Here is a 20,420-nt window from a genome sequence, read left to right as displayed (position 1 = left end):
TTGTGTCCCGTAAACCGCTGATCGCGGGCAACTGGAAGATGAACCTCAACCACTTCGAGGCCATCGCTCTCGTCCAGAAGATCGCGTTCTCGTTGCCCGACAAGTACTTCGACAAGGTCGACGTCACGGTCATCCCGCCGTTCACCGACCTGCGCAGTGTGCAGACCCTGGTCGACGGCGACAAGCTGCGGCTGACGTACGGCGCGCAGGATCTGTCCCAGCACGACTCGGGCGCCTACACCGGCGACATCAGCGGCGCGTTCCTGGCCAAGCTGGGCTGCACGTTCGTGGTGGTCGGCCACTCGGAGCGCCGCAGCTATCACCACGAGGACGACGCGGTTGTCGCCGAGAAGGCGGCCGCGGCGTTCCGGCACGGGTTGACGCCGATCGTCTGTATCGGCGAGCAGCTCGAGGTGCGCGAGGCGGGCAGCCACGTCGAGTTTTGTGTGGAATCGTTGCGTGGCTCGCTGGCCGGGCTGACCAACGAGCAGCTGACCGACGTCGTCATCGCCTATGAGCCGGTGTGGGCCATCGGCACGGGCCGGGTGGCCAGTGCCGCAGACGCGCAGGAAGTGTGCAGCGCGATCCGCGCCGAGCTGGCCACTATCGCGTCGCCGCAGATCGCCGACGGCATCCGGGTGCTCTACGGCGGCTCGGTGAACGCTAAGAACATCGGTGAGCTCGTGGGGCAGAAGGACGTCGACGGTGCGCTGGTCGGCGGGGCCTCGCTGGACGGGGAGCAGTTCGCCATCCTGTCGGCGATCGCCGCAGGCGGGCCCCTGCCATGACCCAAGCCGTGACTGAGCTTGGCGCAAGGTAGTCTGGTTGCCATGGTTTTGACCCTGCAGATCATCCTGATCGTCACCAGCGTGCTGGTGGTGTTGCTGGTGCTGCTGCATCGCGCCAAGGGTGGCGGTCTATCGACGCTGTTCGGTGGCGGTGTGCAGTCCAGCCTTTCCGGGTCGACCGTCGTCGAGAAGAACCTCGACCGACTGACGATGTTCGTCACCGGCATCTGGGTGGTGTCCATCGTCGGGATGGCACTGCAGATCAAGTACAGCTGACCCGTCAGGGCGTGAAAACGACCCGCTGACCGTTCTCCGGTTGCGGCCACATCTGTTCCACTTCCGCGAGCGGAACGCCGCGTGCCTGCGTCCGCAGGGTGCCCTTCGAGATCTCCGTCGCGAGCTGCGGTAATTCGGCCACGATGTCGGTAACCGGTACCGAGCCGATGCCGCTGCCGACGATCTGCAATGGCATCGACCGCAGCGCCGCCGACGGGATGTCGGCGTTCGCGCCGGCCATCGAGCCGATCTGAACCCACGACAGCGGCTGCGCCGAATCGTGACGGCCCCGAGCGAAGCCGGCCATCAGCTCAGCGGCCGGCGGCCCCCAGATGTAGTCGATGACGATGTCGGCGCCCAACACCCGGTCGAAGTTGGTGGAGATCTCGTCGAGCAGGATGACGTCGTCGGCGCCCAGCTCCGGGAGCGCAGCCAACTGCTGCCGATCCCGGCCGATGCCGATCACCGCGCCGGCGCCGAGGTGTTTGGCGGTCTGGACGGCCAATCGTCCGGCGCTGCCGGTCGCTCCGAGAATCACGACGGTCTGGCCGGGCTGCAGGGTGACCCGGCGGCGCAGCGCCACCCAGGAGGACATCGCGGGGTTCATGGCCGCCGCGATCGACACCGGATCGGCGTCCTCGGGCAGGACGACGCTTCGGCGCAGGTCGACGAGCGTCCGCTCGGCCATCGCGCCGAGGGCTGAGGACACCACGAAGTAGCGCAGGGTGCCGTCCGGGGCACGGCCGACTCCGTCGATACCGGGCACCAGCGGCAGCTCGCCGGTGCTGGTGTAGTGCGTTCCCGCGGCGCGGGAGCGCACCAGTGGGTGCAGTCCGGCGGCAAGGACGTCAACAACGACATCGTCGGACGTGGCCGGTTGGGGTTCCGGAAAGGCTTGATAGGCAGGCGGTTTCGCGAAGTCTGTGACGACGGCTGCATGCACGATGGGCTCCAATTTAGATGTTATTACGAACTAAAATAGATGGTAATACGAACTAATACGGTACGCTAGGGTGATGTCGGAGGACCTGCTTGAAGACTTGGTGCGGACCTCGTTCGCGGTGATGGCGGTGCTCAACCGAGTTGCCGCCGAGAATGATCTGTCACTGACCCAGCTGCGCGCCCTGGCGATCCTGCGCGATCGCGAGCCCACGATGGCCCAGCTCGCTGACTACCTGGGCCTGGAGCGGTCATCGGTGAGCGGGCTGATGGATCGCGCCGTCCGTCGGGGCCTGGCCCAACGGACCACCAGCCGCACGGACGGACGGTCAGTGAATGTCAGTCTGACCGCGGAGGGTCACCGGCTGGGCGTCCACATCGGTGATCAGGTGGCCGGCCTGCTGGCGCCGATGACCGGCCGCCTCAGTGCTGCCGAGCAGAAGCGGCTCTCGGCGCTGCTATTCGCCATGCTGGGTCACCCGAACGAGAACTTACGGCCTTCGTAAACGGTGCCCAGCACCCGGATTTGGTCAAGTCGCATCGGGTCGACCGCATAGGGGTCCTCGGCCAGGATGGTGAAATTGGCCAGCTTTCCGGGTGTGATGCTGCCGAGTTCGTGTTCCAGGCGCCAGGAATATGCGGCCTCAATGGTGACTGCCCGCAGCGCGTCGTGCACCGAGATCCGCTGTTCGGGGGCGGCGATCCGGCCGCTGGGGGTCTGCCGGTTGACCGCGCACCAGGCCAGCGTCAGCGGTGCGGCCGGACCCATCGGCAGGTCGGAGTGCAGGGACAGCGGTATGCCCCGGTGCAATACCGACGCGGCGCGCACCATGGCGTCGGCTCGATCGGCGCCCAGCCCGTGGGCGGCGTACTGGTCGGCGAATCCGACTGGGTAATACGAGTTGGCGGACACGATGCAGCCCAGCTCGGCGATGCGGCTCACCTGCTCCTCGGTCGAGTTCGCGAAATGCACGACCACCGTGCGGTGGTCGGTGCGCGGATGGGCGGCCATGCACTCGGCGATGGTGTCGAGCACCAGATCCAGCCCGGCATCGCCGTTGACGTGAATGTGCAACTGCCAGTCCGCGTTCCAATAGACCTTCGCGAACGCCCGGAAGGTATCCGGTTGCATCATCCACTCGCCGTGATGGCACAGGTCCGGGTGACCGGACTCGTCGAGGTACGGGTCGCGCATCTGCATCAGCTGGCTGATGATCGCGCCGTCGGCAAAGAGCTTGACCTGCTTGGGGAGCAGGCGCACCTTGCCCGCCGAGGCCCCTTCGACCTGCCGTTCCGCATCGGCGACCGCATCGGCGGGGTCCATGCCTGCGTCGGCCTGGCTGCGGGCGTCGACGAGAAATGTTGACGTGAAGGGTGTTTCGTCGGATCCGAGGATGTCTTGGTAGAGCGACCACGGCTCGAGCGCCCACATGATGCCCGGCTCGTTGATCGCGGTCACACCGTTTCCATGCAGGTAGGCGACGAGCTGGCGTAAGCCGGCGGCCAACCGGTCCTGGCTCATGAACAGCGGAGAGAGCTTGGGCAGCAACAGGTTCATTCCGGTTTCCCACCAGTGACCGGCCTCGAGATCGACCGTGGTGCCTGCGGGGTCGCCTTCGGCCAGGTCCGCGGCGGTGATGCCCAGGCGGTTGATCGCGGCGGAGTTCAGATACCACTCATGACAGGACCGTTGCCAGACCGCGATCGGGCGGGTGGAGCTGATCGTGTCGAGTGTGGCGCGGTTCAGCGGTCCGTGCCAGAGCTTGTGGTAGCCCCACGAGAACAGCCACTCGTCCGGATCCGAAAGCCGCCGCGCCGCGGCGGCGAGCCGAGTCTGGTACTCCGCGGCCGAGTGTGCGGCCGAATAGGTCTTGCCGGGCAGCCGCCAGTCCTCGATGGCGATCACCTCGGTCATCAGCGTGGTGGCCCCCAGCACCGGATGCAGGTGCTGATCGATGAGGCCGGCGCAGATGACGGCATCGGCGAAGGTGTCGTCGAGCGCCCCGGCCGCGCGCAGCTCGTCGGCGTGGCCGACGGCGGTGATCCGGCCGCCGGTCACGGCGACAGCGGTGGCCTCGGGTATGTCGGGATCCATCGTGAGCACCCGGCGGGCGGTGAACACGGTGGTCGTCGGTGCGGTGGCCATGATGCGATCCTGCCTGCCGGGCGGGGCTGCCGTCGCGGACTTGCCGGTCGAGGCGCGGCCCTACCCACAGCGAAAAGGCCGGTGAGGAAGTAATCCGCGGATCATTGCAACCCCCCGTTGCGGTCTGGAATTCGACTCGGGGGAGATCCGACTCGTGGATGAATCCGGGTCTGTGACAACTCCGCGGTTCTCTCGGCCTGCAGGCCCCACCCGGCACCCGGATAATTGGGGGATGGCTGAATCCCCGGACACTTCCCTGGAACCGATCGGCGCGGTCACCCGCACCAAGGTCGGGCGGGAGGCCACCGAGCCGATGCGGGAGGACATCCGGCTGCTGGGGACGATCCTGGGCGACACCGTGCGCGAGCAGAACGGCGACGAGGTGTTCGACCTCGTCGAGAAAGCCCGCGTCGAATCCTTCCGCGTGCGTCGATCCGAGATCGACCGCTCCGAATTGGCCGAGCTGTTCGACGGCATCGACATCCATCAGGCCATCCCGGTGATCCGTGCCTTCAGCCACTTCGCGCTGTTGGCCAACGTTGCCGAGGACATCCATCGCGAACGTCGCAGGGCCGTCCACGTCGCCGCCGGGGAACCGCCGCAGAACAGCACGCTGGCCGCCACCTACGGCAAGCTCGACGCCGCGGACCTGCAGGCCGGCACCGTGGCCGACGCCCTACGGGGTGCGCTGGTGTCGCCGGTGATCACCGCGCATCCCACCGAGACCCGTCGCCGCACCGTGTTCGACACCCAGCACCGCATCACCCAGCTGATGCGGCTGCGGCTGCGAGGCCAGGACGAGACGGAGGATGGCCAGTCAGTCGAGACCGAATTACGGCGGCAGATCCTCACGTTGTGGCAGACCGCACTGATCCGATTGTCCCGGTTGAAGATTCAAGACGAGATCGAAGTCGGTCTCCGCTACTACCCGGCGGCGTTCTTCGAGGTGATCCCGAAGGTGAACGCCGAGGTGCGTGAGGCGCTGCGGGCCCGCTGGCCCGGCGCCGACCTGCTGCCTCAACCGATCCTACGGCCAGGGTCGTGGATCGGCGGCGACCGCGACGGCAACCCGAACGTCACCGGCGAGGTGGTGCGGCTGGCCACGGGCAGCGCCGCGTACACCGCGCTTGGCCATTACTTCGCCGAACTGACCTACCTCGAGCAGGAACTGTCGATGTCGGTGCGGCTGGTCACGACCACCGACGAACTGGTCGCGCTGGCCGAAACCTGTAACGAACCAGCCCGGCTTGACGAGCCCTACCGGCGGGCGCTGCGCGTCGTACACGCCCGGCTGACGGCCACCGCACACGACATCCTGGACCGCACCCCGGCGCACATCCTTGATCTGGGCCTGGACCCCTACCAGACCCCGTCCGAGCTTCTTGCCGACCTCGATGTCATCGACGCGTCGTTGCGCGCCAACGGTAGCGCGATCCTGGCCGACGACCGGCTGGCCCGGCTGCGAGAAGCAGTGAATGTCTTCGGTTTTCACCTCAGCGGTCTGGACATGCGGCAGAACTCCGAGACGCACGAGGAGGTCATCGCCGAACTGCTGTCCTGGGCCGGGGTGCACCCCGACTACGCGTCGCTGTCAGAACCGGAGCGCGTCGAGGTGCTGGCGACCGAACTAGCCACTCGTCGCCCCCTGGTCCGCGACGACTCCGACCTCTCGGAGTTGGCCCGCAAGGAACTCGACATCGTCTTTGCGGCCGCCCGTGCGGTCCGGGTGTTCGGCCCGGCTGCGGTGCCCAACTACATCATCTCGATGTGTCAATCGGTATCGGACATGCTGGAAGCCGCGATCCTGCTCAAAGAGGCGGGACTGCTGGATGTTTCGGGGGAGCAGCCCTACGCGCCGGTGGGCATCGTGCCGTTGTTCGAGACGATCGACGACCTGCAGCGCGGCTCGTCGATCCTCGAGTCGGTGCTGGACCTGCCGCTCTATCGGGCGATGGTGCACGCCCGCGGAGAGAGCCAGGAAGTCATGCTCGGCTACTCGGACTCCAACAAGGACGGCGGATACCTGGCCGCCAACTGGGCCCTCTACCGGGCCGAGCTCGATCTCGTGGAGTCCGCCCGCAAGACCGGTATCCGGCTGCGGTTGTTCCACGGCCGCGGCGGAACCGTCGGTCGCGGTGGCGGTCCCAGCTACGACGCCATTCTGGCGCAGCCACCCGGTGCGGTGAACGGCTCGTTGCGGCTGACCGAGCAGGGCGAGATCATCGCGGCCAAGTACGCCGAGCCGCGGATCGCCCATCGCAACCTGGAGACGCTGCTGGCGGCCACACTGGAATCGACACTGCTGGACACCGAAGGGCTGGGAGGGCTTGCCCAAGGCGCCTATGAGGTGCTCGACGACCTCGCCGCCCGCGCGCAACGCGCCTATGCCGAATTGGTGCACGAGACTCCGGGTTTCGTCGAGTATTTCAAAGCGTCCACGCCGGTGAGCGAGATCGGGTCGCTCAATATCGGCAGCAGGCCGACGTCGCGCAAACCGACCACGTCGATCGCCGACCTGCGGGCCATCCCGTGGGTGCTGGCCTGGAGCCAGTCACGCGTCATGCTGCCGGGCTGGTACGGCACCGGCACCGCGTTCGAGGAATGGATTGCCCAGGGTGAAGGCCGCCTCGAGGTGCTCCAGGACCTCTACGTGAAGTGGCCGTTCTTCGCCACGGTGCTCTCGAACATGGCGCAGGTGCTGTCGAAGTCCGATATGGGGCTGGCCGCACGGTATTCCGAACTCGTCGACGACGAGGAGTTGCGGCACCGGGTGTTCGACAAGATCGTCGCCGAGCATGACCGGACCATCCGTATGCACAAGCTGATCACCAAGCAGGACGACCTGCTCGCCGACAACCCGGCGCTGGCCCGCTCGGTGTTCAACCGCTTCCCGTACCTGGAGCCGCTGAACCATCTACAGGTGGAACTGCTGCGCCGCTTCCGTTCCGGTGACGAAGAGGAACTGGTGCAGCGCGGCATCCTGCTGACGATGAGCGGACTGGCGTCGGCACTGCGCAACAGCGGCTAGTTCAGCCAGGTGGCCCACGGGGTGTAAAACGGCGCCGGATGGGCGTAGATGTCAGGTGTCACGACGATCTCGGTGTTGGGATGCACGCCGTAGGAGTCGCCGCCCGAAGAATTGTTGGTTCCGACAGTGGCGCTGGCCGGTCCGGCAAGTGTCAGCGCGCTCCCGAGGACGGCGGCGGCGATGACCGGCGCGGCGAGGAGTCCGGCGAGGCGGTTCTTGATCGTTGTCATGATGATCAATCTGCCCCAACCGGTCGCAACAGTCGATCGGGCGGTCAGCCCTTTTCGTTGTCCCCCGATTGGTGGACACGCGGGAACCGGGGACCGTAGAACAACGTCAAACCCGCTATGACGCAACCGGACTGCTCGCTGGAGAACACCGCCGAACTGATCGGCCCGCTGCCGCCGGTCGCCCCGCCCGTGCTGGCCGACTGGGACGTCGAGCACCCGGACGACGGCTGGTGGTGACGCGTAGCTAACGCCCCGCGCGGCGCACCGCGTTGACCACCCCGCGCACCGCCGACTCGGTGGCGGCCAGCGGTGACATCACCGCCTCGCCGACTCCCACGATCCGTTCGATCCGGTCGACGATGCCTTCCATCCGTCCGACGACCGCATTCAGCCGGGGCGCCAATTCATCGATCCGGGTGAGGGTGGAGTTGAACACGCCCAGCGTCTCCTCGAAGTACTCGAGGGTGCCATTCATGCCGCTCATCGTCTTGTTGAGATCGGTGAGGGCCTCGCTCATCCCGGTCAGGATGGTGTCGAGTTGGTCGACGGTGACGTCGGCGTTGAGCGCCGCCTGCGCCAGGGTCTTGATCCGGTCGCGACCGGTGCGGGGCGCTGGCGTCTTGTCATCAACCATGGGCGTCAGTCTTACAGCTTGCTGGCTGCCCCGGTGTCAAGAAGCCAAACCGTGGCCTCGCGGCCCACCGCGCCGGCGGCAGGAACCTCGTCGGGGCTGGCGCCCCCGATGGCTGCGGCGACGGCTTCGGCCTTGGCGTCGCCCGACACCACCAGCCAGACTTCGCGAGAACGGGTGACCGCGGGCAGCGTGAGCGTGATGCGCCGGGGTGGCGGTTTGGGGGAGTCCTCGACGCCGACGACCATCCGGGAGGTCTCGGCGACGGCAGGCGTGTGCGGGAACAACGAGTTGATGTGGCCCTCGCCGCCCATCCCGAGCAGGTGCACGTCGAATGCCGGCGCGGGTTCGCCCGGCTCGGCGTTGGCGGCCAGCACGGCCTCGTACCCCGACGCCGCGGCGTCGGGGTCGTCGCCGAATTCGCCGTCACTGGCGGCCATCGGATGAACGTTGCCTGCCGGGATGGCGACGTGGTCCAGCAACGCCTCGCGGGCCTGCTTGTCGTTGCGCTCGCCGTCGTCGGCGGGCACGAACCGGTCGTCACCCCAGAAGATGTGCACCTTCGACCAGTCGATCGCTTCGTCGTGCGTGCCGACATGCTTGAGCAGGCTGATACCCGTTCCGCCGCCGGTCAATACAATCAGCGCCTGACCGCGAGCCGTGATGGCGCCGGCGATCGCGCCGACCAGGCGGTCGCCGACGGCGGTGACCAGAGCTTCTGTGTCGGGGTAGGTCTCGATGATCGTCGTCATACGTACTGCACCTTGTCGATTCCGGCCAGCGCCTCGTGGTAGATCTCGTCGGCATCGAGCCGGCGCAGATCTTCGGCCAGGCACTCGCGAGTTTCTCTGCGCGGCAGCGGAAGCAGCGCCTCCGGGTGCCCGGTTCGGGTGAGGGTGGCGGTGATCCCTTCCTGCGGGCGGCTCAACGTCACCGTCTCGGTCGGGCGCACCAGTTCGACCTTGAGGTCGCCGACGGCGCGCTTTACCGTGCCGTCGATGCGGCTGGCCAGCCAGCCCGCCAGAATGTCCAGGGCCGGTTCGTCTTTCAGCCCCGAGATCAAGGCCGACGTGATCGGCTCGTAGGGCGGCTGATCCACCGCAGAAGCGAGCAAAGCCCGCCAGTAGGTAATCCGGCTCCAGGCGAGGTCGGTGTCACCATCGGTGTAGCCCTGCAGCCGGCTCTTGATCGACGCCAGTGGATCCTCCGCGGACGTCGCATCGGTGAGTCGTCGAATAGCCAAGCGGCCCAGCGGATCCTCAGCCGGCACCTCCGGGGCAGTGCCCGGCCACCACGCCACCACCGGGGTGTCGGGCAGCAGGAACGGCAGCACCACGCTATTGGCGTGGTTGGCCAGCGGCCCGGAGATACGCAGCACCACGACTTCGCCGGCCCCGGCATCGGCACCCACGCGCAACTGGCCGTCCAGTCGCGCGCTGGTGGCCAACCGGTCGTCGGGCACGACGACGATGATGCGGCAGGGATGTTCGCGGCTGGCCGACACCGCGGCCTCGATCGAGTCCTCGACCAGATCCTCGGTGTCAGGCGCGATGACCAGCGTCAGCACCCGGCCCAAAGTGATCGCCCCGCCCTCTTCGCGCAGCGCGGTGATCTTCTTGTTGAGGTCATTGGTCGTCGTGTCAGGCAGATCGACAATCACTTCCGCTGTCTCCGCTCTTCGCTGACGCTCATCACGGGCGCCTCCATTCCCGGCCGGACCGCTGCAGCATCTCGAACGCCGAGTCCGGACCCCAGGTGCCCGACTCGTAGGGGTCGGGGTTGCCGTGGGCAGCCCAGTAGTCCAGCACGGGATCGAGTATCTCCCAAGACAATTCGACCTCGGCATTGACCGGAAACAGCGACGGTTCGCCGAGCAGCACGTCGAGGATCAATCGTTCGTAAGCTTCCGGCGAATCTTCGGCGAATGCCGATCCGTAAGAGAAGTCCATGTTGACGTCGCGGACTTCCATCGCACTGCCGGGAACCTTGGACCCGAACCGCAGCGTGATGCCCTCGTCGGGCTGGACGCGGATTACCAGTGCGTTCTTGCCGAGTTCCTCGGTCATCGTCGCATCGAACGGCAGGTGCGGTGCTCGCTTGAACAGCAGCGCGATCTCGGTGACCCTGCGGCCCAACCGCTTTCCGGTCCGCAGATAGAACGGGACACCAGCCCAGCGCCGGGTGTCGACATCAAGGGTGATCGCCGCGAACGTTTCGGTGGTGGAGGTCTTGGAGAAGCCCTCCTCGTCGAGAAGGCCGACGACCTTCTCACCTCCCTGCCACCCCGCGGTGTACTGGCCGCGCGAGGAGGTCAGATCCAGGGGCTTGGCCAGTGACGTCGCCGACAGCACCTTGATCTTCTCGGCCGTCACCTCGTGCGGATGGAAGCTGACCGGCTCTTCCATCGCAGTCAGCGCGAGCAGCTGGATCAGGTGGTTCTGGATGACGTCGCGCGCGGCTCCGATCCCGTCGTAGTAGCCGCCCCGGCCACCGAGGCCGATGTCCTCGGCCATGGTGATCTGGACGCTGTCGACGTAGTGGCTGTTCCACACCGGCTCGAACAGCTCGTTGGCGAAGCGCAGCGCCAGGATGTTCTGCACCGTCTCCTTGCCGAGGTAGTGGTCGATGCGGAACACCGATTCCTCGGGGAAGACACTGTTGACCACTTTGTTGAGCTCGATGGCGCTCTGCAGGTCGTGGCCGAACGGCTTCTCGATCACCACTCGGCTCCAGCGGCCCTCCCGCTGGCGAGCGAGCTCGGACTTCTTCAGCTCCTCGCACACCACCGGGAACGCATTCGGCGGAATCGACAGGTAGAAGGCGTGATTGCCGCCGGTGCCGCGTTCGACGTCGAGCTTCTCCAGCGTCTCGGCCAGCCGCGTGAACGAGGCCGGGTCGTCGAAGGTGCCCTGGACGAAGCGGAACCCTTCGGCCAGCCGATCCCACACCTCCTGGCGGAACGGGGTGCGGGCGTGCTGGCACACCGAGTCGTGGACGATCTTGGCGAAATCCTCGTCCTTCCAGTCCCGCCGGGCGAAACCCACGAGCGAGAACGACGGCGGCAGCAGGCCGCGGTTGGCCAGGTCGTAAATCGCCGGCATCAGCTTCTTGCGCGCGAGATCACCGGTGACACCGAAGATCACCACCGCGCACGGCCCGGGAATCCTGGGCATCCGCTTGTCCCGCTTGTCGCGCAGCGGGTTGTGCCAGCTGTCGGGAGCCGGCGCTACCAGCCCGGGTACGGGGCGGTCGGTCATTTGGCTGCGGCGTCGAGCTGTTCTTGGGTCGCGTCGAGTAGCTCTTGCCAGGACTTCTCGAACTTGTCGACGCCCTCATCCTCGAGGACCACGAACACGTCGGGCAGGTCGATGCCGACGGAAGAGAGCTTGTCGAACACCTCCTGGGCCGCCGCACCAGTACCGGAAATGGTGTCACCGGTGACCACACCGTGGTCGGCCACCGCGTCAATTGTCTTTTCCGGCATGGTGTTCACCGTGTTCGGGGCGACCAGCTCGGTGACGTAGAGGGTGTCGGAGTAGTCGGGGTTCTTGACGCCGGTGGACGCCCACAGCGGCCGCTGCACCCGGGCACCGGCGTCGGCCAGGGCACGGAAGCGGTCACCGCTGACGAACACCTCTTCGTAGGCGGCGTAGGCCAGCCGAGCGTTGGCCACGCCGGCCTGCCCACGCAGCGCCAGCGCCTCCTCGGATCCGATCGCCTCCAGCCGCTTGTCGATCTCGGTGTCCACCCGGGACACGAAAAACGAAGCGACCGAATGGATCTTGGACAAGTCGTGGCCGGCGTTCTTGGCTGCCTCGAGCCCGGCGAGGTAGGCGTCCATCACCGCGCGGTGCCGCTCCACCGAGAAGATCAGCGTCACGTTGACTGAAATGCCCTCGGCCAGAACCGCGGTGATCGCCGGCAGGCCCGCCTTGGTCGCGGGGATCTTGATCAGCAGGTTGGGCCGATCGACGATCTTCCACAGCTCGATCGCTTGCAGCACGGTCTTGTCGGTGTCGTGTGCCAACCGGGGATCGACCTCGATGGACACCCGCCCGTCGATGCCGTCGGAAGACTCCCACTGCGGACGCAGCACGTCGCAGGCTTCGCGAACGTCGTCGGTGGTGACGGTGCGGATCGTGGCGTCGACGTCGGCCCCGCGCTCGGCGAGCTCGGAAACCTGTGCGTCGTAGGCGTCTCCGTGTGAGAGCGCCGCCTGGAAGATCGACGGGTTGGTGGTGACACCGACCACGCTGCGGGTATCGATCAGCTCCTGCAGGTTGCCGGTCCGCAGCCGGGTCCGGGACAGGTCATCGAGCCAGACGGACACACCGGCGGCGGACAGCGCCGCGAGGTTGGGATTCTGCGCCATAACGGTTGCCTCTCTTGATTGGTCTTGTGATCAGTTGTCGATTGCGCGTTCCGCAGCGGCGGCGACCGCTTCGGGGGTGAAGCCGAACTCACGGAACAGGGTCTTGTCATCGGCGGACTCGCCGTAGTGCTCGATGGAGACGATCTCGCCGGTATCGCCGACGTACTTGTACCAACTCTGCGCGATACCTGCCTCCACCGCGACGCGGGCGGACACGTCAGGCGGCAGAACGCTGTCGCGGTACTCCTGCGGCTGCGACTCGAACCACTCGACACATGGCATCGACACCACGTAGGCCCTGATGTCCTTGTCCGCCAACAGTTTCTGAGCTTCGACGGCCAGCTGCAGCTCAGAACCGGTCGCGATGATGATCACGTCGGCATCGTCGGCCGGATTGCCGCCGCCCAGCACGTAACCGCCCTTGGTCACACCCTCGGAACTCGTGCCTTCCAGCACTGGGATGCCCTGTCGGGTCAGGATGAAACCGACCGGGCCGCTGCCGTTGCCGCGGGCGATGATGCTGCGCCAGGCATACGCGGTCTCGTTCGGGTCGCCCGGACGCACCACCGACAGCTTGGGGATCGCCCGCAGCGCGGCGAGGTGCTCGATCGGCTGATGCGTCGGGCCGTCCTCGCCGAGGCCGATGGAGTCGTGCGTCCAGATGTAGATGGTGTCGATGTCCATCAACGAGGCGAGCCGCACCGCTCCGCGCATGTAGTCGGCGAACTGGAGGAAGGTGCCCCCGAATGCGCGGGTGGGCCCGTGCAGCACGATGCCGGACAGGATCGAACCCATCGCATGCTCCCGAATGCCGAAATGCAGCACCCGGCCGTACCAGTCGGCGGTGTAGTCCTCCGTCGAGATCGACGGCGGACCAAAGGATTTCACCCCGTTGATGGTGGTGTTGTTGCTGCCGGCCAGGTCCGCCGAGCCGCCCCACAGCTCGGGCAGCTTGGGTGCCACGTCGTTGAGCACCTTGCCGAACGCGGCACGGGTGGCCAGGGGCTTGGAACCCGGCTCCCAGTAGGTGATGTCGGCGTCCCAGCCGTCGGGCAGCTCGTTGGCCAACAGCCGGTCCAGCAGAGCCTTGCGCTCCGGCTCCCGCTCGGCCCAGGCGTCGAATTCGCCCTGCCACTTCTGGTGCGCCTCGCGGCCACGGTCGACGAGCTTGCGGGTGTGCTCGATCACCTCGTCGCGTACCTCGAACGACTTCTCCGGGTCGAAGCCCAGCACCTTCTTGGTGGCCGCGACCTCGTCGGTGCCCAGCGCCGACCCGTGCACGCCACCGGTGTTCATCTTGGTGGGCGCCGGATATCCGATGATCGTGCGCACCGCGATGAACGACGGCTTGTCGGTGACCTTCTTGGCCTCTTCGATCGCCTGCTGGATGCCGACCACGTTCTCGCCGCCCTCAACGGTCTGAACGTGCCAGCCGTAGGCCTCGTAGCGGGCCCGGGTGTCCTCGGTGAACGCGATGTTGGTGTTGTGTTCGATCGATATCTCGTTGTTGTCCCAGAACACGATCAGGTTGCCCAGCTGCTGGGTGCCCGCGATCGACGACGCCTCGGAGGTGACGCCCTCTTCCATGTCGCCGTCGGAGGCCACCACGTAGATGTAGTGATCGAACGGGCTGGTGCCGGCCGGAGCGTCCGGGTCGAACAGCCCGCGCTCGTAGCGCGCGGCCATCGCCATCCCGACCGCCGAGGCCAGACCCTGGCCGAGCGGGCCGGTGGTGATCTCCACGCCCTTGGTGTGGCGGAACTCGGGATGGCCCGGCGTCTTGGATCCCCAGGTGCGCAACGACTCGATGTCGGAGAGTTCGAGACCGAACCCGCCCAGATAGAGCTGCAGGTACAGGGTCAGGCTGCTGTGCCCACAGGACAGCACGAACCGGTCGCGGCCCAGCCAATGGGTGTCGCTCGGGTCGTGCCGCATCACCCGCTGAAACAGCGTGTAAGCCAGCGGCGCCAGACTCATCGCGGTACCCGGATGGCCGTTGCCGACCTTTTGCACCGCATCGGCGGCCAGGACGCGCACTGTGTCGACGGCCAGTGAATCGACGTCGGTCCAGTCATCGGGGTGGTGCGGCTGGGTCAGCGCGGCAATCTCTTCGACAGTTGTCACGAACTCGCTCCTGGCATCGTCAGATGGGCTGGCAAGCTGGGGTGGTCCTCTTCACCCTAGTGCTGGTTGGTCGGTTGCTGCATAGTGCTGCGACCGGCGTTACCCGCCGGTGAACCTCCACCCCTGGAACTGTGTCATCACGATGTAATCGCCGTGAATCGACCCTTCGGTTCTGATAGTCGAGCAACGGCGTCTACCATCCTCTGTAGTAGATCGTCGACAGGTCTGTCAGGAGTCGGTTGCGTGAGAGTTCGCGAAGTGCACCTCGTTGATGGGGCGCCGGTCCGATTCCGCGACAGGCTCCTCGGCTACCTGGCACTGACGAAGCCCCGCGTCATCGAGCTCCTGCTCGTCACCACGATTCCCGCCATGCTGCTGGCCGGCCGCGGCACCGTCGACCTCCCGCTGATCCTCAATACTCTGTTCGGCGGTCTGCTGGCCGCTGCGGGTGCCAACACGCTGAACTGCGTGGCTGACGCCGACATCGACAAGAAGATGAAGCGCACCGAGCGCCGGCCGCTGGCCAGGGCCACGGTGCCACGCAGCCACGCGCTGGTGTTCGGACTGGCGTTGTCGGTGGCGTCGTTCTTCTGGCTGTGGTGGACGACGAACATGCTCTCGGCGCACCTGGCCGGCGCCACCATCGCGTTCTACGTGCTGGTCTACACCCTGCTGCTGAAGCGCCGCACCTCGCAGAACGTGGTGTGGGGCGGCGCCGCAGGCTGCATGCCGGTGATGATCGGATGGTCGGCGGTGACCGACACGATCGGCTGGCAGGCGCTGGTGATGTTCGCGATCATCTTCTTCTGGACGCCGCCGCACACCTGGGCGCTGGCGATGAAATACAAGGACGACTACGCCGCCGCCGGTGTGCCGATGCTGCCGGTGGTCGCCACCGAGCGTCAAGTCACCAAGCAGATCCTGATCTACACCTGGCTGACCGTGCTGGCGACCCTGGCGCTGGTTCCGGCGGCCGGCTGGCTGTACGCCTCGGTGGCGGCGCTGGCCGGTGCCTGGTTCCTGGTGATGGCGTATCGCCTGCATGCCGGGGTGCGCCGCGGCAACCCGGTCAAGCCGCTGAAGCTGTTCCTGCAGTCGAACAACTACCTGGCCGTCGTGTTCGTGGCGCTTGCCGTCGATTCGGTGCTCGCGCTGCCGCTGTTCTAGGGCAGCAGCACGATCGAGCCGGTGGTCTTGCGCCCCTGCAGATCGCGGTGCGCCTGGGCGGCTTCGGCCAGCGGGTAGTGGCCGCCAACGGTGATCGTGATCGAACCGTCCGCAATCGCGTCCAGTAATTCACCCGCGCGCCAAGCGAATTCATCCGGCGTACGAGTGAAGTGTGCGAGGTTGGGCCGGGTCAGGAACACCGAACCTGCGGCGTTGAGCCGCTGCGGGTCGACCGGGGGGACTGGCCCGCTGGAGGCGCCGAACAACGCCAACGTGCCCCGGATAGCCAGGCTGGCCAGGCTGGCGTCGAACGTCGTCTTGCCAACGCCGTCGTAGACCGCGGCGACTCCGTGGTCGTTGGTGAGGTCACGGACCTTGGCGGCGAACTCGGCCGGGTCCTCCGGGTAGTCGAGCACCTCGACCGCGCCGGCCTGTCGCGACAACTCCGCCTTCTCGGGGTTGGAGGCGGTGGTGATCACCCGGGCGCCGAGGCTGGTCGCCCACTGGGTCAGGATCAGCCCCACACCGCCCGCCCCGGCGTGCACGAGCACGAAATCGCGAGCCTGCACCGGATACACCGACTTGATGAGGTAGTGCGCCGTCATCCCTTTGAGCAGTGCCGAGGCCACCGCATCCGATGGCACATTCTCGGGCACATAGGCGACGAAATCGGCTGGTGCAATGGAGAAGTCGGCATACGCGCCAGACGCCTGCGCGGTCACCACCCGGTCGCCGGGCTTGATCGCGGCGACGTCGTCACCGACGGCGGCCACGGTCCCGCACACCTCGCTACCCAGCACGAAGGGCAGCTCCCGCGGGTACTGACCGGAGCGGAAATAGGTGTCGATGTAGTTGACACCGATGGCGTCGGCCTCGATGAGCACCTCGGTGGGGCCGGGCTCGGGTTTGGGCTTCTCGACGTAGTTCAGGACCTCGGGGCCGCCCGTCTCGGCGACTTCGACTGCGTGCATGTCACTATCATCCCCGTTGTGGGTTTTCGTTCGAAGCTGGCACGTCCCGATGTGTTCCATCCGAGCATCGTGCTGGCCGGGTGCCCGCAGTTGGTCACCGGAGACGGCGACGACGACGGCCTGACCGACGCCCTGCGTGACCGCGGGCTGCCCGCCCGCTGGTTGTCCTGGGACGACCCGCAGACCGAGAGTGCGGACGTGGTAATCCTGCGTGCCGCATGGGACTACGCCGATCGCCGCGACGAATTCCTGGCCTGGACTCACCGGGTGCGCAACCTGCTCAACGCCCCGGCCGTGGTGGCGTGGAACAGCGACAAGCACTATCTGCAGGACCTCGCCGACGCGGGCGTGCCCACGCTGAGCTCCTACTTCTTCGATCCGGGCGAGACGGTGACATTGCCCACAGGCGAGATCGTGGTCAAACCCGCGATCGGCGCGGGCTCGATAGACACGGGGCGGTTCGTCGACCACGCCGCCGCCCGCGCACATATCGCGGCGCTCCACGATTCCGGGCGCACCGCACTTGTGCAGCCGTACGACGCGCGCGTCGAACAGGGGGAGACCGCGCTGGTGTTCCTCGGCGGGCGGCAGTCGCACGCCTTCACCAAGGGCCCGATGCTTCCGCCGGAAGGCGAAGTAGCCCTGTTGGACGAGTCCGGCACGTACGTCGCCGAGCAGCTGACATCAGCCGATCCCGACTTCGCGATGTGGGACGTGGGCGTCGCCGCGCTGGCGGCCGCCTGCAGGCATGTGGGCATCGCCAGCAGTGAGCTGCTCTACGCCCGTGTCGATCTCATCGGCGGCGCCGACAACCCGCTGCTGCTGGAGCTCGAGCTGATCGAGCCGGGGCTGGGTTGGCATCAACTCGACGAGAACACCCGCGAGCTGCAGCAGCGCACGTTCGCACTCGAGGTGGAGTCAGCGTGCGAGCGTCTTGGGCTCGGTCCGCTGTCGCATCGACGCCCATAGCGCGGCGGTCGCCGCGGTGCAGGCCGCCGCGCCCGCGACGTGGCACGCCACCAATGCCGCTGGCACGCCGGTGAAGAACTGCACGGTGCCGATCAACCCTTGCGCCAGCACCAGCCCGACCAGAACCGCAAGCCGCCGCATGATCAGTCGCGGGGCGAATACCGCCTGCAAGCCGGCGGCCAGGCCGACCAGCAGCGCCAGGTACGCAATCAGCAGTGTGGAGTGCATGTGGACCAGCGTGAGGATCTCCACCTCGAGGCGAGGCACCGCGCGCTGCGGGCTCTTGTCGCCGGCATGCGGGCCCGCGCCGGTCACCAACGTTCCGGTGACCAGCGTCGCGGCCAGCGTCAGCGCGCCCAGCAGCGTCAGATGCCGCAGCGGCTTGGGGACGAGAACGGTGGGCAGTCCGACGTCGGGTTCGCCGATCTTGACGTAGAGCAGGGTGGCCAGCCACACCATCGCCATCGAGACCAGCAGGTGGATCGCGACGGTCCACCACGCCAGCCCAGCCAGCACGGTGATGCCGCCCAGCACCGCCTGTAGCACCGTCGATGCGGGCATCAGCCAGGCGTAGACGAGCACCTCGCGGCGTCGCCGGGCGCGGGTCACTGCCAGTACGGCCAGGATCGCGGTGATGACGACCAGGAAGGTGATCATCCGGTTGCCGAACTCAACGGCCTGATGGATGCGCGGCACTTCGGAGTGCGGCACCGGAACGAAGCTGCCGGGGAAGCACTGTGGCCAGGTTGGACAGCCCAGCCCGGATGCGGTCACCCGTACGATCGCGCCGGTGACGGCGATACCGCCCTGGGTGAGGATGACGGCGGCGGCGATGATGCGCTGGGTGCGCAGGCTGGGTAGTGGCAGCAGGTCCACCAGTCGCAGGAAAAACCGTCCGACGGGCACGGCCCGATCGTAGAGGACGACTAACTACGCGCCGTAGTAGGGCTGCCCGTCTAGGTGAACCGGAACCAGCGCAGCGCCGCCAGCGCCGACACCGCACCCCAGGCCGCGAGTACCGCGATGCCGAACCAGTCCACCGACAGCGACATCGCCCGGGTCAGCGACTCTGTCAGCGCGCCCGAGGGCGTCAGCCGGGCCACCAAGCTGACGCCGCGCGGTATCGCGCCGGTCTCCAGGGTCAGCGCGCCCAGCCCGGCGAAGACGAACCAAAGCAGGTTGGCCACGGCCAGGACGATCTCGGCGCGCAGGGTTCCACCGAGCAGCAGACCCATCGCGGCGAAGCCGGCGGTGCCCAGTGCGATGACGAGCGCACCCAGCAGCAGGCCGGCTGGATGCGGGCGCCAGCCCAGTGCCAGGCCGATGCCGCCGAGCAGCAGCGCCTGCAGGAACACCACGGTCACCACCGCCAGCGCCTTGCCGGCGATGATCCCCCACACCGGAAGTGCGGTGGCGCCCAACCGTTTCAGTGCCCCGTAGCGGCGGTCGAAAGCCACCGCGATGGCCTGGCCGGTGAACGCGGTCGAGATCACCGCCAGCGCCATGATCGCCGGCACGAACACCGCGACGCGCTGGGGGCCGAACGAACCGAGCGGCAGCAGCGTGAGCCCGATCAGCAGGGTGATCGGGATGAACATCGTCAGCAGCAGTTGTTCGCCGTTGCGTAGCAACAGTTTCAGCTCCAGGCCGTACTGCGCGGTCAGCATCCTCGCCACTGTGCTGGGCCGCGGGTCGGGGGTGAAGGTGCCGGGCGGGAACAAATCGCTCATGCCGCTTCCTCGCAGGCTCGGTTGCGCCATGTCTGTCGTTGATTCGCTCCGCAAGCGTCGCTCATGCCGCTTCCTCGCAGGCTCGGTTGCGCCATGTCTGTCGTTGATTCGCTCCGCAAGCGTCGCTCATGGCCGCAACTTCTTGCCGGTCAATTCCAGGAACACGTCCTCGAGGCTGCGCTGCTCCACCCGCATATCGGTGGCCAGCACGTCGAGTCGCGCACACCATGCTGTCACCGTCGCCAGCACCTGTGGGTCGATCTTGCCCTCGACGAGATACTCACCCGGCGAATGTTCTTTGGCTGCATAGCCTTCCGGCAATGCGGCGATCAACAACGACAGGTCGAGCTGACGGGGTGCGGAGAACCGCAGCTGTCCCTCGGCGCCGTTGTGCATCAACTCGGCAGGTGTGCCGGATGCGACGGCCGAGCCGCGGTCGATGATCACGATGCGGTCGGCCAGCTCCTCGGCTTCCTTCAGCTGATGGGTGGTCAGCACCACTGTCACACCGTCGCGGCGCAGTGCATCGATGAGCTCCCACACCACCAGCCGCGCGTGCGCGTCCATACCGGCGGTCGGCTCATCGAGGAAGACCAGTTCGGGGCGTCCGACCAGGGCGCACGCCAGCGCCAGCCGCTGCTGCTGGCCGCCGGAGAGTCGCCGGTAGGTGGTGCGGGCGGCATCGGTCAACCCCAGCGTGTCCAGCAGCCAGGCCGGATCCAGGGGATTGGCGGCATACGAGGCCACCAGCTTCAGCATCTCGCCGGCCCTGGCCGCGGGATAGCCGCCGCCGCCCTGCAGCATCACGCCGATCCGCTCACGGACCTTCGCGTTGTCGGCGACCGGGTCGAGGCCCAGCACTTCGAGCGTGCCCTCGTCGGGGCGGACGAAGCCTTCGCACATCTCGACGGTGGTGGTCTTGCCGGCCCCATTAGGGCCCAGCAGGGCCAGCACCTCGGCGGCGTGTACTTCGAGGTCGAGGCCCGACACCGCCGTCGTGGTGCCATAGCGCTTGGACACCCCACGCAGTCGCACAGGGATTTCGTGGC

General features: G+C 67.0%; 19 protein-coding genes. 6 read left to right on the top strand and 13 right to left on the bottom strand.

All coding sequences use genetic code 11. The features are described 5' to 3' along the window. Window positions 1-2 precede the first annotated feature (2 nt). Complete coding sequence (gene tpiA, locus CG716_RS08035; protein ID WP_094478228.1) at window positions 3-788, top strand: triose-phosphate isomerase; 786 nt, start codon at window positions 3-5, stop codon at window positions 786-788. 42 nt (window positions 789-830) lie between these two features. Then, window positions 831-1,064 (top strand): preprotein translocase subunit SecG, encoded by a 234-nt coding sequence (secG, locus tag CG716_RS08030; protein WP_094478226.1) that lies wholly within the window; start codon window positions 831-833, stop codon window positions 1,062-1,064. A gap of 4 nt (window positions 1,065-1,068) precedes the next feature. On the opposite strand, the gene CG716_RS08025 is transcribed toward secG, so the two are convergent. After that, on the bottom strand, window positions 1,069-2,007 hold the full coding sequence (locus tag CG716_RS08025) for a quinone oxidoreductase family protein (RefSeq protein ID WP_094478413.1): 939 nt from the start codon (window positions 2,005-2,007) through the stop codon (window positions 1,069-1,071). A 73-nt stretch (window positions 2,008-2,080) separates the two neighbouring features. Here CG716_RS08025 and CG716_RS08020 point away from each other — a divergent pair, with 73 nt between their 5' ends. Further along, window positions 2,081-2,509, top strand: coding sequence for a MarR family winged helix-turn-helix transcriptional regulator (locus tag CG716_RS08020; RefSeq protein WP_094478224.1), 429 nt, complete (start codon window positions 2,081-2,083; stop codon window positions 2,507-2,509). Here the strand turns inward: CG716_RS08020 and CG716_RS08015 are convergent. Continuing rightward, complete coding sequence (locus tag CG716_RS08015) at window positions 2,479-4,149, bottom strand: amidohydrolase (protein WP_094478222.1); 1,671 nt, start codon at window positions 4,147-4,149, stop codon at window positions 2,479-2,481. The genes CG716_RS08020 and CG716_RS08015 overlap by 31 nt on opposite strands. A gap of 232 nt (window positions 4,150-4,381) precedes the next feature. Here CG716_RS08015 and ppc point away from each other — a divergent pair, with 232 nt between their 5' ends. Continuing rightward, on the top strand, window positions 4,382-7,177 hold the full coding sequence (gene ppc, locus CG716_RS08010; RefSeq protein ID WP_094478220.1) for a phosphoenolpyruvate carboxylase: 2,796 nt from the start codon (window positions 4,382-4,384) through the stop codon (window positions 7,175-7,177). On the opposite strand, the gene CG716_RS08005 is transcribed toward ppc, so the two are convergent. The 7 genes from CG716_RS08005 to tkt form a co-directional block, all read right to left on the bottom strand. Further along, a complete protein-coding gene (locus CG716_RS08005) occupies window positions 7,174-7,407 on the bottom strand; it encodes a hypothetical protein (protein WP_133066887.1) in 234 nt (77 codons plus the stop codon). The two genes, ppc and CG716_RS08005, sit on opposite strands and share 4 nt — an antisense overlap. A gap of 244 nt (window positions 7,408-7,651) precedes the next feature. Beyond that, on the bottom strand, window positions 7,652-8,041 hold the full coding sequence (locus tag CG716_RS08000) for an ATPase (RefSeq protein WP_094478216.1): 390 nt from the start codon (window positions 8,039-8,041) through the stop codon (window positions 7,652-7,654). An 11-nt stretch (window positions 8,042-8,052) separates the two neighbouring features. Beyond that, entirely contained in the window at window positions 8,053-8,790 is a 738-nt protein-coding gene (gene pgl, locus CG716_RS07995; RefSeq protein ID WP_094478214.1) for a 6-phosphogluconolactonase, read from the bottom strand. Further along, a complete protein-coding gene (opcA, locus tag CG716_RS07990; protein WP_094478212.1) occupies window positions 8,787-9,698 on the bottom strand; it encodes a glucose-6-phosphate dehydrogenase assembly protein OpcA in 912 nt (303 codons plus the stop codon). Before opcA ends, pgl begins: the two co-directional genes overlap by 4 nt. A 31-nt stretch (window positions 9,699-9,729) precedes the next feature. Further along, window positions 9,730-11,295, bottom strand: a complete 1,566-nt coding sequence (gene zwf / locus CG716_RS07985) for a glucose-6-phosphate dehydrogenase (protein ID WP_094478210.1) — start codon at window positions 11,293-11,295, stop codon at window positions 9,730-9,732. After that, a complete protein-coding gene (gene tal / locus CG716_RS07980) occupies window positions 11,292-12,410 on the bottom strand; it encodes a transaldolase (protein WP_094478208.1) in 1,119 nt (372 codons plus the stop codon). Before tal ends, zwf begins: the two co-directional genes overlap by 4 nt. Window positions 12,411-12,440: 30 nt before the next feature. Further along, complete coding sequence (tkt, locus tag CG716_RS07975) at window positions 12,441-14,534, bottom strand: transketolase (RefSeq protein ID WP_094478206.1); 2,094 nt, start codon at window positions 14,532-14,534, stop codon at window positions 12,441-12,443. Window positions 14,535-14,777: 243 nt separating this feature from the next. Between tkt and CG716_RS07970 the strand changes: the two genes are divergently transcribed. Next, complete coding sequence (locus CG716_RS07970) at window positions 14,778-15,701, top strand: heme o synthase (protein WP_094478204.1); 924 nt, start codon at window positions 14,778-14,780, stop codon at window positions 15,699-15,701. On the opposite strand, the gene CG716_RS07965 is transcribed toward CG716_RS07970, so the two are convergent. Beyond that, on the bottom strand, window positions 15,698-16,672 hold the full coding sequence (locus CG716_RS07965; RefSeq protein ID WP_094478202.1) for a quinone oxidoreductase family protein: 975 nt from the start codon (window positions 16,670-16,672) through the stop codon (window positions 15,698-15,700). The genes CG716_RS07970 and CG716_RS07965 overlap by 4 nt on opposite strands. An 18-nt stretch (window positions 16,673-16,690) precedes the next feature. On the opposite strand from CG716_RS07965, the gene CG716_RS07960 reads away from it, so the two are divergent. Then, window positions 16,691-17,641, top strand: coding sequence for an ATP-grasp domain-containing protein (locus CG716_RS07960; RefSeq protein ID WP_094478411.1), 951 nt, complete (start codon window positions 16,691-16,693; stop codon window positions 17,639-17,641). On the opposite strand, the gene CG716_RS07955 is transcribed toward CG716_RS07960, so the two are convergent. The 3 genes from CG716_RS07955 to CG716_RS07945 form a co-directional block, all read right to left on the bottom strand. Then, window positions 17,591-18,547: a COX15/CtaA family protein gene (locus tag CG716_RS07955; protein WP_094478200.1), complete on the bottom strand. Its 957-nt coding sequence runs from the start codon at window positions 18,545-18,547 to the stop codon at window positions 17,591-17,593. The two genes, CG716_RS07960 and CG716_RS07955, sit on opposite strands and share 51 nt — an antisense overlap. A 50-nt stretch (window positions 18,548-18,597) precedes the next feature. After that, the gene (locus tag CG716_RS07950) at window positions 18,598-19,371 is read right to left on the bottom strand and encodes an ABC transporter permease (protein WP_094478198.1); all 774 of its coding nucleotides are present in this window, start codon (window positions 19,369-19,371) and stop codon (window positions 18,598-18,600) included. 126 nt (window positions 19,372-19,497) lie between these two features. Then, the gene (locus CG716_RS07945; RefSeq protein ID WP_094478409.1) at window positions 19,498-20,406 is read right to left on the bottom strand and encodes an ABC transporter ATP-binding protein; all 909 of its coding nucleotides are present in this window, start codon (window positions 20,404-20,406) and stop codon (window positions 19,498-19,500) included. Window positions 20,407-20,420: the final 14 nt, after the last annotated feature.

It is taken from the genome of Mycolicibacterium sphagni, assembly GCF_002250655.1.
Taxonomy (GTDB): domain Bacteria; phylum Actinomycetota; class Actinomycetes; order Mycobacteriales; family Mycobacteriaceae; genus Mycobacterium; species Mycobacterium sphagni.
This window is presented reverse-complemented; position numbering and strand designations above follow the sequence as displayed.